The sequence below is a fragment of the Reyranella sp. genome (assembly GCF_036558665.1).
Classification (GTDB): domain Bacteria; phylum Pseudomonadota; class Alphaproteobacteria; order Reyranellales; family Reyranellaceae; genus Reyranella.
Window position 1 is genome coordinate 1 of record NZ_DATBFE010000043.1, and the last position, 9,811, is coordinate 9,811.

Genomic DNA, 9,811 nt, shown 5'->3' on the forward strand with positions numbered 1-9,811 from the left:
AAAGGCGTAGCGCGGCATGCGATGCACGAGACCGCCGTAGGCCGCAATCTCGCGTGTATGCATGCGGTCATAGACCACGCCGACGCAGAGGAAGAGTGCGGCCGAAACGATGCCGTGGCTCAGCATCTGGAAGATCGAGCCCTGCACCGCCTGCATATTCATGACATAGATGCCGATCGTCACGAAGCCCATGTGGGCCACCGATGAATAGGCGATCAGCTTCTTCATGTCTTCCTGCACCAGCGCGACCAGCGAGGTGTAGATGACAGCGACGACGCTCAGCCCAAAGATCAGAGGAGCGAAATACTGCGTCGCCTCCGGCATCAGCGTCACCGAGAAGCGGATGAAGCCGTAACCGCCCATCTTCAGGAGCACGCCAGCCAGGATGACGGATCCCGCGGTCGGCGCCTCGACGTGCGCATCAGGCAGCCAGGTATGGACCGGCCACATCGGCACCTTGACCGCGAAGGAGGCGAAGAATGCCAGCCACAGCCAGAACTGCCAGCGGAACGGCAGGTCGAGCTTCTCGAAAGCCGTCGGCAGGTCGCTCGTGCCAAGCTGCCAGTAGATGGCGATGATCGCCAGCAGCATCAGCACCGAGCCAAGGAGCGTATAGAGGAAGAATTTGAACGCGGCATAGACCCGCCGCTGTCCGCCCCACACGCCGATGATCAAGAACATCGGGATCAGCACGCCCTCGAAGAAGACGTAGAACAGGGCGAGGTCGAGCGCGCAGAACATGCCTACCATGAAGGTCTCGAGCACGAGGAACGCGATCATGTATTCCCTGACACGCACCTGGATCGCGTCCCAGCTCGCCAGGACGCAGATCGGCGTCAGGAGCGTCGAGAGCAGCACAAAGAACAGCGAAATGCCGTCGATCCCCATGTGGTAACCGATGTTGAGCGACGGGATCCAGGCGAGCTTCTCCTCGAACTGGAAGCCGGGCTTGGCGACGTCGAACTGCGCCCACAGCACCAGCGAAAGAACGAAGGTCACCAACGACGTGATCAGGGCGGCACTGCGGCAATTGCGGTCGACCACCTCCTTTGGGCCGTTGACGACAAGGCAGAACAGCGCCCCCGCCAACGGCAGGAACGTCACCAGCGACAGGATCGGCCAGGTCGACATCAGCCTTACCTCGGCCAGCTGAAATAGGTCACCGCCGCCGCTACTCCGATCAGCATGACGAAGGCGTAATGGTAGAGATAGCCGCTCTGGAAGCGACTGAGAGCCGCCGCCATGTCACGCGAGCGCGCCGCGATGCCGTCGGGCCCGAGACCGTCGATGACCGTACCGTCCCCCTTCTTCCAGAAGGCGCGGCCAATCGCCAACACGGGCCCAACGAAGATCGCGTCGTAGATCTCGTCGAAGTACCACTTGTTGTAGAAGAGCCGATGCAATGCGGTGAAGGTCGCGATCGTTTTACCCGGCAGATCCGGCCTTACGATGTAGTAGACGTAGCTGAGTGCGATGCCACCCAGTCCCATCAGCAGCGGCAGGAGCGAGCTCCATACCGGCACGCCGTGCATATGATGCAGGATCTCCTCGGTCGCCTTCACCGCAATGGCATGATCCCAGAAGGGCTCCCAGCCGCCTCCGACGAACCATGGATAGGCGACGAAGCCTGCAGCGACCGCGCCGGCCGCCAGCACGTAGAGCGGGATCAACATGACGGCCGGAGATTCGTGGGCATGCTCCCAGGTGTGATGATCGCCGCGATACTTGCCGTAGAAGGTCATGAACATCAGCCGGGTCGAATAGAACGCCGTCATGAAGGCGCCGACGATGCCCAGCCAGTAGGCGATGTAGCCGACATCGGTCCCTGCGCCGTAGGCCGCCTCGAGGATCGAATCCTTGGAGTGGAAACCGGCGAAGCCGATGCCGTGGCCCAGGATGAAGGGCACGCCGATGCCGGAGAGAGAGAGTGTGCCGATCCACATCAGCCAGAAGGTTTGCGGCGCCTTCTCCCTGACGCCGCCCATCTTGCGCATGTCCTGCTCGTGATGCAGGCAAGTGATCACGGAACCCGAACCAAGGAACAGTAACGCCTTGAAGAAGGCGTGGGTCATCAAATGGAACATCGCCGCCGAATAGGCGCCGACACCCGCGGCGAAGAACATGTAGCCGAGCTGGCTGCACGTCGAATAGGCAACGACTCGCTTGATATCGAACTGCGTGAGACCGATCGTGGCCGCAAAGAAGGCCGTCGCCGCGCCGATCAGCGTCACGACCTGGGAAGCCACTGGCGCAAGCTCGAACAGCGGTGACAGGCGGCACACCATGAAGACGCCCGCGGTCACCATGGTCGCCGCATGGATCAAGGCGGAGACTGGCGTCGGACCTTCCATGGCGTCCGGCAGCCACGTGTGCAAGCCGAGCTGGGCCGATTTGCCCATGGCGCCGATGAAGAGAAGGATACACGCGGTTTCCAGCGCCGGCAGGTCCATGCCGAGGAACTGGAAGCGCATCTGGGCCATCTCCGGCCCCTTGGCAAAGATCTCGTGGAAACCGATCGAGCCCGACAACATCCAGACGGCGGCGATGCCCAGCGCAAACCCGAAATCGCCGACGCGGTTCACGATGAAGGCTTTGATCGCCGCTGCATTGGCCGACGGACGGTCGTACCAGAAGCCGATCAAAAGATAGGAGGCGAGGCCCACCCCTTCCCAGCCGAAGAAAAGTTGTACCAGGTTGTCCGCCGTCACCAGCATCAGCATGAAGAAGGTGAACAGACTCAGGTACGACATGAAGCGCGGGATCGAAGGATCATCGGCCATGTAACCGATCGAATAGACATGCACCATCGACGACACACCGGTGACCACGATCAGCATCACGGCGGTCAGCGTGTCGACACGCAGCGCCCACGACACCTCGAAGGTTCCCGAGCCGATCCAGTCGAACAGCTTGACAACCATCATCTTGCCGTCCTCGGGCCCGAAACCGACGCGCACAAAGACGAAGATCGACAGCGCCGCGGCAATCAGCAGGGCAGCGGTCGTGACGACTTGCGCAGCCCGGTCGCCGATCACACGGCAGAACAGCCCGGCGATCGCGGCCGCGACCAAGGGCAGGAAGACGACCAGCTTGATAGCAAGATCCATGACGAATACCGGTCCTAGCCCTTCATCGCGTTGATGTCTTCGACCTCGACGTTGCCGCGATTGCGGAAATAGACGACGAGGATCGCAAGCCCGATCGCGGCCTCGGCCGCGGCGACGGTGAGCACCAGCATCGCGAAGACCTGGCCCACGACGTTGCCTTGGAACACCGAGAAAGCCACCAGGTTGATGTTGACGGCGAGCAGCATCAGCTCGACGCACATCAGGATGATGATGACGTTCTTGCGATTGAGGAAGATGCCAAGCACGCCGAAGGTGAAAAGCACCGCCGCGACGAAAAGGTAGTGCCCGAGGCCAATCGTCATGACACGCCTCCGCGCGTCGGCACCTTGACCACCGTTATCGTCTGCGCCTTGGGCCGGAAGAGCTGCTCGGCGATGCGTTGGCGCCGGACGCCGGGACGGCGCCGCAGGGTGAGGACGATGGCACCGATCATGGCCACCAGAAGCACCACGCCCGCGGCCTGGAACAGATAGAAGTACTGCGTATAGAGCACCTGGCCGATCGCCCGTGTGTTCTCGACCGTGCCGATCTGGGCGCCGGCCTTGTCGAGCGCCCCGATCGTCGCCGAGCCGCTGCCAAACACGCCGAGCGCAAACAGGATCTCGGCGAGCAGCACCACACCGATCAGAGCGCCGATCGGAAAGTACTTCAGGAAGCCTTCACGCAGGGCGGCGATCTTGATGTCGAGCATCATGACGACGAACAGGAACAGCACCGCTACGGCGCCGACGTAGACGATGACCAGGATCATCGCGATGAACTCGGCGCCGATCAGCAAGAACAGCGCCGCCGCATTGAAGAAGGCGAGGATCAGAAACAGCACCGAATAGATCGGATTGCGCGACGCGACGACCATGGCCCCCGATGCCATGGTGACGAACGCGAAAACGTAAAAGGCGAGCGCCTGGAGCAGCATCTTCCTTTCTCCGCCCGCCTACCGGTAGGCCGCGTCGGCTTGGAGGTTCGCCGCGATTTCGCTCTCCCACCGGTCGCCGTTCGCAAGCAGCTTTTCCTTGTTGTACATCAGCTCTTCGCGGGTCTCGGTCGAGAACTCGAAGTTCGGCCCTTCGACGATCGCATCGACCGGGCAGGCCTCGGCACAAAGGCCGCAGTAGATGCACTTCGTCATATCGATGTCGTAGCGGGTGGTCCGGCGGCTACCGTCGGCGCGAGGCTCGGCCTCGATCGTGATCGCCTGGGCCGGGCAAATGGCCTCGCAGAGCTTGCAGGCGATACAACGTTCCTCGCCGTTGGGATAGCGGCGCAGTGCGTGCTCCCCGCGGAAACGCGGACCGAGCGGACCCTTTTCATAGGGATAGTTCACCGTCACCTTGGGCTTGAACATGTACTTGAAGGTGAGCACGAAGCCCGCGATCACCTCCGACAGGAGGAACGAGCGGGCGGCACGATCGAGGGAAGCCATCAGCGATCTCCCTATGTTCCGGGGACCCAGCCACCGAACTGCAGAACGGCGGCGGTGAGAACGACCCACCCGAGCGAGATCGGCAGGAACACCTTCCAGCCCAGGCGCATGAGCTGGTCGTATCGATAGCGAGGGAGCGTCCCCTTGCTCCAGCTGAAGACAAACAGCAGGAATGCGATCTTGAGCGCGAACCAGACCAAGCCCGGTATCCAGGTGAACGGCGCATAGGGGATTGGCGACATCCAGCCGCCGAGAAACAGCACCGCTCCCATCGCCGACAGCAGGATCATGTTCGCGTATTCACCGAGGAAGAACAGGGCGAAGGGCATGGAAGAGTATTCGGTCTGGAATCCCTGGACCAGCTCCGCTTCCGACATCGGCAGATCGAACGGCGTACGGTTCGTCTCGGCCAGGGCGGAAACGAAGAAGATCACGAACATCGGCAGCAGAGGCAGCCAGAGCCAGTTCCAGAACCAGCCCGATTGGGCCAGTACGACCTTCGTCAGATTGAGCGAGCCCGCGCAAAGCAACACGGTCACCAACACGAAGCCGATTGACACCTCGTAGGACACCATCTGCGCCGCCGACCGCAGGGCGCCCAGGAACGCGTACTTCGAGTTGGAAGCCCAGCCGGCCACGATGATGCCGTAGACGCCCAGTGACGAGATGGCGAAGAGGTAGAGGATGCCGACATTGATATTGGCGATCACCCAGCCGTCGCTGAACGGCACGACTGCCCAGGCGATCAGCGCCGTTATGAAGGTGATCATGGGCGCAACAAGGAACAGCACTGTATTGGCGCTCGACGGAACGATGGTCTCCTTCAACACCAGTTTCAGTCCGTCGGCGATCGGCTGCAGCAGGCCGAGCGGGCCCACGACGTTGGGGCCGCGGCGAAGCTGAATGGATGCCCAGATCTTGCGATCGGCGTAGGTCATATAGGCGACGGCCAGCAGCAGCGGGACCGTCACCAGCAGGCATTCGGCCAGGATAACGATGGCCTGGCCAAGCCAATTGACGGTGAAGAAGTACACGAGATCGGCGTACATGCCCTACTCCGCCGCCAGAAGCTGCTGCTGCCGGGACGTCATGCATTCGGCCATGGTGCGCGACGCCCGGCTGATCGGGCAGGTCATGTAATAGTTCGCGACCGGCGAGGCAAAGGCGGCATCGCTCGTGGGGCCGGCCTCGCCGAAGGCGCCCCAGCCGCCGGCCGCCTGCTGGCCGAGAGCGGCGAAGCTCCTGTTCACCGTGACCAGCCGCGCGCGCACCTGGTCCAGCGAATCATAGGGCAAGGTCTTGCCCAATCGCTCCGACAGGGCGCGCAGGATCGCCCAGTCTTCGCGCGCATCGCCGGGGGGAAAGTTCGCGCGGCGGCCGAGCTGTACACGGCCTTCGGTGTTCACGTAGGTGCCGGGCTTCTCGGTGTAGGCCGCCCCGGGCAAGATGACGTCCGCGCGGTGCGCGCCGACATCGCCGTGATGCCCCTGATAGATCACGAACGCCTTGCCGAGCTGCTGCACGTCGATCTCGTCGGCAGCGAGAAGATACACGACCTCGATATCCTTCCCCTGCGCTCCGGCAAGAATGCCGGCGACGTCCCGTCCTCCCTCGCCCGGCACTAGGCCGAGGTCGAGGCCACCCACACGTGCCGCTGCCGTATGCAGGACGGCAAAGCCGTTCCAATCCTCGCGCACGGCATTCGCCTTCTCGGCCAGTTCGCGAGCCAGCGCTAGCACTGCCGCACCGTCCTCGCGGGTCAGTGCACCCATGCCGAGGACGATCAGCGGGAACCTGGCGGTCTTGAGCTTGTCGAAGAAGCCGAGCTTGCCGTCGGCGAGATCGCGCAGCGTCGCCGGGCCGGCGCCCAGGCGTTCGACCGCGTACGTGAGATCGGCCTGCGGACCGATGCTCGCAATCGCACAGCGGCCCGACAGATAGCGCTTGCGGATACGTGCGTTCAGCACCGGCGATTCGAATCGCGGGTTGGTTCCGACGAGCAGGATGGCATCGGCTTGGTCGATACCACGGACACCGGCATTGAAGATGTAACCCCCGCGCACGCCTGCCGCGAGCCGCGCCCCATCCTGGCGGCAGTCGACATTGGGCGAGCCGAGCGCCGCCATCAGGTCCTTGAGCGCGACCATCGCTTCGGCATCACACTGATCACCCACGATAGCCGCGATCTTCTTGCCGTCGACGCCGGCGAGCTTGGCCGCGATCGCCGCAAGGGCCTCGTCCCAGGTCGCCTCGACGAGCTTGCCCGCCTTGCGGACATACGGCCGGTCGAGGCGTTGATAGCGCAGGCCATCGACTGCATGGCGGGTCTTGTCGCCGATCCATTCCTCGTTCACGTCGTCGTTGAGACGCGGCAGGACCCGCATCACGACCGCCCCGCGCGTGTCGATGCGGATATTTGCGCCGAGCGCGTCCAGCACGTCCACCGACTCGGTCTTGCGCATCTCCCACGAACGGGCTTCGTAGGCATAAGGCTTGGCAGTCAGCGCACCGACCGGGCAGAGATCGACAATATTGCCGGAGAGCTCGCTGGTGAGGGCGCGCTCCACATAGGTCGTCACTTCCATGCCTTCGCCGCGGCCGGTGGCGCCAAGCTCCTCCACGCCAGCCACCTCGGTCGCGAAGCGGATGCAGCGCGTGCAATGGATGCAGCGATTCATCGAGGTCTTCACGAGCGGACCGAGTTCCTTGTCCGGCACCGCGCGCTTGTTCTCGTGATAGCGGCTGCGGTCGAAGCCGAAAGCCATTGCCTGGTCCTGCAGGTCGCACTCGCCGCCCTGGTCGCAGATCGGGCAGTCGAGCGGATGGTTGATCAGCAGGAATTCCATCACGCCCTTGCGCGCCTTCTGCACCATCGGCGTGGTGGTGAAGATCTCCTGCTTGTCGGCGACGGGCAGCGCGCAGCTCGCCTGCGGCTTGGGCGGGCCGGGCTTCACCTCGACCAGGCACATGCGGCAGTTGCCGGCGATCGACAAGCGCTCGTGGTAGCAGAAGCGCGGGATCTCGAGACCGGCCAGCTCACAGGCCTGCAGGATGGTGATGCCGGCCGGCACCTCCATCTCGACGCCGTCGATCTTGATCTTGGGCATTCCCTGCTCCCTGCCCTACTCGGCCGCCAGCTTTTCGGTGCGCGCGCGGATGCGGCGCTCCATCTCGGGCCGGAAGTGGCGGATCAGGCCCTGGATCGGCCAGGCCGCCGCATCACCCAGCGCGCAGATCGTATGGCCCTCGACCTGCCTGGTGACGTCCTCAAGGGCGTCAATCTCGTCGATGCGCGCGTTGCCCACCACCATGCGCTCCATCACGCGCCACATCCAACCCGTGCCCTCGCGGCAGGGCGTGCACTGGCCGCAGCTCTCGTGCTTGTAGAACTGGCTGAGGCGGGCGATCGCCTTCACGACGTCGGTCGACTTGTCCATGACGATGACGGCCGCCGTGCCGAGGCCCGACTTCTGGTCGCGCAGCGAATCGAAATCCATCAGGACCGTGTCGCAGATCGACTTGGGCAGCAGCGGCACCGAGGCGCCACCCGGGATCACCGCCAGCAGGTTGTCCCAGCCGCCGCGCACGCCGCCGCAATGGCGATCGATGAGCTCGCGCAGCGGGATGCCCATTTCCTCCTCAACGTTGCACGGCTTGTTCACGTGCCCGGAGATGCAGAAGAGCTTCGTGCCGGTGTTGTTGGGCCGGCCGATGCCGGCGAACCAGGCGGCGCCGCGGCGCAGGATGGTCGGTGCGACGGCGATCGATTCGACGTTGTTCACCGTCGACGGGCAGCCATAGAGGCCCGAGCCGGCCGGGAAAGGCGGCTTCAGCCGCGGCATGCCCTTCTTGCCCTCGAGGCTCTCCAGCAGCGCGGTCTCCTCGCCGCAGATGTAGGCGCCGGCGCCGCGATGGACGTAGAGATCGAAGTCCCAGCCCGAGCCGCAGGCGTTCTTGCCGAGCAGGCCCGCCTCATAGGCCTCCTTGATGGCGGCCATCAGGTTCTGCGCTTCGTTGTAGAACTCGCCGCGCACGTAGATGTAGCCCGCGTTGGCGCGCATGGCGAAGCCCGCGACCAGGCAGCCTTCGACCAGCAGATGCGGGTCGTGGCGCATGATGTCGCGATCCTTGCAGGTGCCGGGCTCGGATTCGTCGGCATTGACGATGAGGTAGTGCGGCCGGTCCTTCACCTCCTTGGGCATGAAGGACCACTTCAGTCCCGTCGGGAAGCCGGCGCCGCCGCGGCCGCGCAGGCCCGACTTCTTCATCTCGTCGATGATCGCATCCGGCCCCTTGTCGAGGATGGCCTTGGTATTGTCCCAGGCGCCGCGCGCGCGCGCGCCCGCCAGCCGCCAGTCGTGGAAGCCGTAGAGGTTGGTGAAGATGCGGTCCTTGTCGGCAAGCATCGCCTACTCGCTCCTCAAGGTGGTGGGCCCGCCTTCGGGCGCCGACGTCTGACGGTCGACCTGCGGCCCGGGCTTCGGCGTCTCGCCGCGCCTGAAGGCGTCGAGCACCTTCTTCAGCGAGGCCTCGTCGAGGTCTTCGTAGAAATCGTCGTTGATCTGCACGACCGGCGCGTTCACGCAGGCGCCCAGGCACTCGACCTCCTGGACCGAGAAGGTCTCGCCGTCGGCGGCGTGCTCGCAGGCCTTCATGATGGCGTCCGAGCCGCGCAGCCAGCACGGCGTCGTGGTGCAGACCTGCAGCAGGTACTTACCCTTCGGCTTGAGCTGGAACATCGTATAGAAAGTCGCGATCTCGTAGACGCGGATCGGCGCCATATCGAGGAGCTTCGCCACCTCGTCCATCGCCGCGCGCGGCAGCCAGCCGAACTGACGCTGCGCGAGGTCGAGAACGCCGATCACGGCGCTGGCCTGACGGCCTGGCGGATAGTTGGCGATCAGCTCCTTGGCCTTCGCCATGTGCTCGGCATCGAATTCGAACTTCGCGACGTGCGGGACGTCCTTGGGATCGGCGGTGATCATCGACATGTCATCGCCTCCTAACGGTCGATCTCGCCGAACACGATGTCGAGCGAGCCGATGTTCGCCGACATGTCGGCGAGCTGGTGCCCCTTGGTCATCATGTCGAGCGCAGCGAGATGCGGGAAGCCCGGCGCGCGGATCTTGCAGCGGTAGGGCTTGTTGGTCCCATCGGACACGAGATAGACGCCGAACTCGCCCTTGGGCGCCTCGACGGCGGTGTAGGTCTCGCCCGCCGGCACCTTGTAGCCCTCGGTGTAGAGCTTGAAGTGATGGAT

The 9,811-nt window shown here is 63.9% G+C and carries 9 protein-coding genes and 1 pseudogene; all 10 read right to left on the bottom strand.

The genetic code is table 11. From position 1 onward, the window contains the following. On the bottom strand, positions 1 to 1,131 hold a 1,131-nt coding region (locus VH499_RS06490; protein WP_332051886.1), incomplete at its 3' end, for an NADH-quinone oxidoreductase subunit M. A 5-nt stretch (positions 1,132 to 1,136) separates the two neighbouring features. Continuing rightward, positions 1,137 to 3,107, bottom strand: a complete 1,971-nt coding sequence (nuoL, locus tag VH499_RS06495) for an NADH-quinone oxidoreductase subunit L (protein ID WP_332051887.1) — start codon at positions 3,105 to 3,107, stop codon at positions 1,137 to 1,139. Positions 3,108 to 3,121: 14 nt separating this feature from the next. Next, on the bottom strand, positions 3,122 to 3,430 hold the full coding sequence (nuoK, locus tag VH499_RS06500) for an NADH-quinone oxidoreductase subunit NuoK (protein WP_332051888.1): 309 nt from the start codon (positions 3,428 to 3,430) through the stop codon (positions 3,122 to 3,124). Next, a complete protein-coding gene (locus VH499_RS06505) occupies positions 3,427 to 4,044 on the bottom strand; it encodes an NADH-quinone oxidoreductase subunit J (RefSeq protein WP_332051889.1) in 618 nt (205 codons plus the stop codon). Before VH499_RS06505 ends, nuoK begins: the two co-directional genes overlap by 4 nt. A gap of 18 nt (positions 4,045 to 4,062) precedes the next feature. Next, on the bottom strand, positions 4,063 to 4,551 hold the full coding sequence (nuoI, locus tag VH499_RS06510; RefSeq protein ID WP_332051890.1) for an NADH-quinone oxidoreductase subunit NuoI: 489 nt from the start codon (positions 4,549 to 4,551) through the stop codon (positions 4,063 to 4,065). Positions 4,552 to 4,562: 11 nt separating this feature from the next. Beyond that, the gene (gene nuoH, locus VH499_RS06515) at positions 4,563 to 5,600 is read right to left on the bottom strand and encodes an NADH-quinone oxidoreductase subunit NuoH (protein WP_332051891.1); all 1,038 of its coding nucleotides are present in this window, start codon (positions 5,598 to 5,600) and stop codon (positions 4,563 to 4,565) included. A 3-nt stretch (positions 5,601 to 5,603) separates the two neighbouring features. After that, the gene (nuoG, locus tag VH499_RS06520) at positions 5,604 to 7,658 is read right to left on the bottom strand and encodes an NADH-quinone oxidoreductase subunit NuoG (protein WP_332051892.1); all 2,055 of its coding nucleotides are present in this window, start codon (positions 7,656 to 7,658) and stop codon (positions 5,604 to 5,606) included. 15 nt (positions 7,659 to 7,673) lie between these two features. Next, the gene (gene nuoF / locus VH499_RS06525) at positions 7,674 to 8,957 is read right to left on the bottom strand and encodes an NADH-quinone oxidoreductase subunit NuoF (RefSeq protein WP_332051893.1); all 1,284 of its coding nucleotides are present in this window, start codon (positions 8,955 to 8,957) and stop codon (positions 7,674 to 7,676) included. A gap of 3 nt (positions 8,958 to 8,960) precedes the next feature. Next, positions 8,961 to 9,542 carry an NAD(P)H-dependent oxidoreductase subunit E gene (locus VH499_RS06530; protein ID WP_332051894.1) on the bottom strand — a complete coding sequence of 194 codons (582 nt, stop codon included), beginning with the start codon at positions 9,540 to 9,542 and terminating at the stop codon, positions 8,961 to 8,963. A gap of 11 nt (positions 9,543 to 9,553) precedes the next feature. Beyond that, positions 9,554 to 9,811 (bottom strand): annotated as a pseudogene (locus VH499_RS06535) (NADH-quinone oxidoreductase subunit D); the annotation flags it as partial.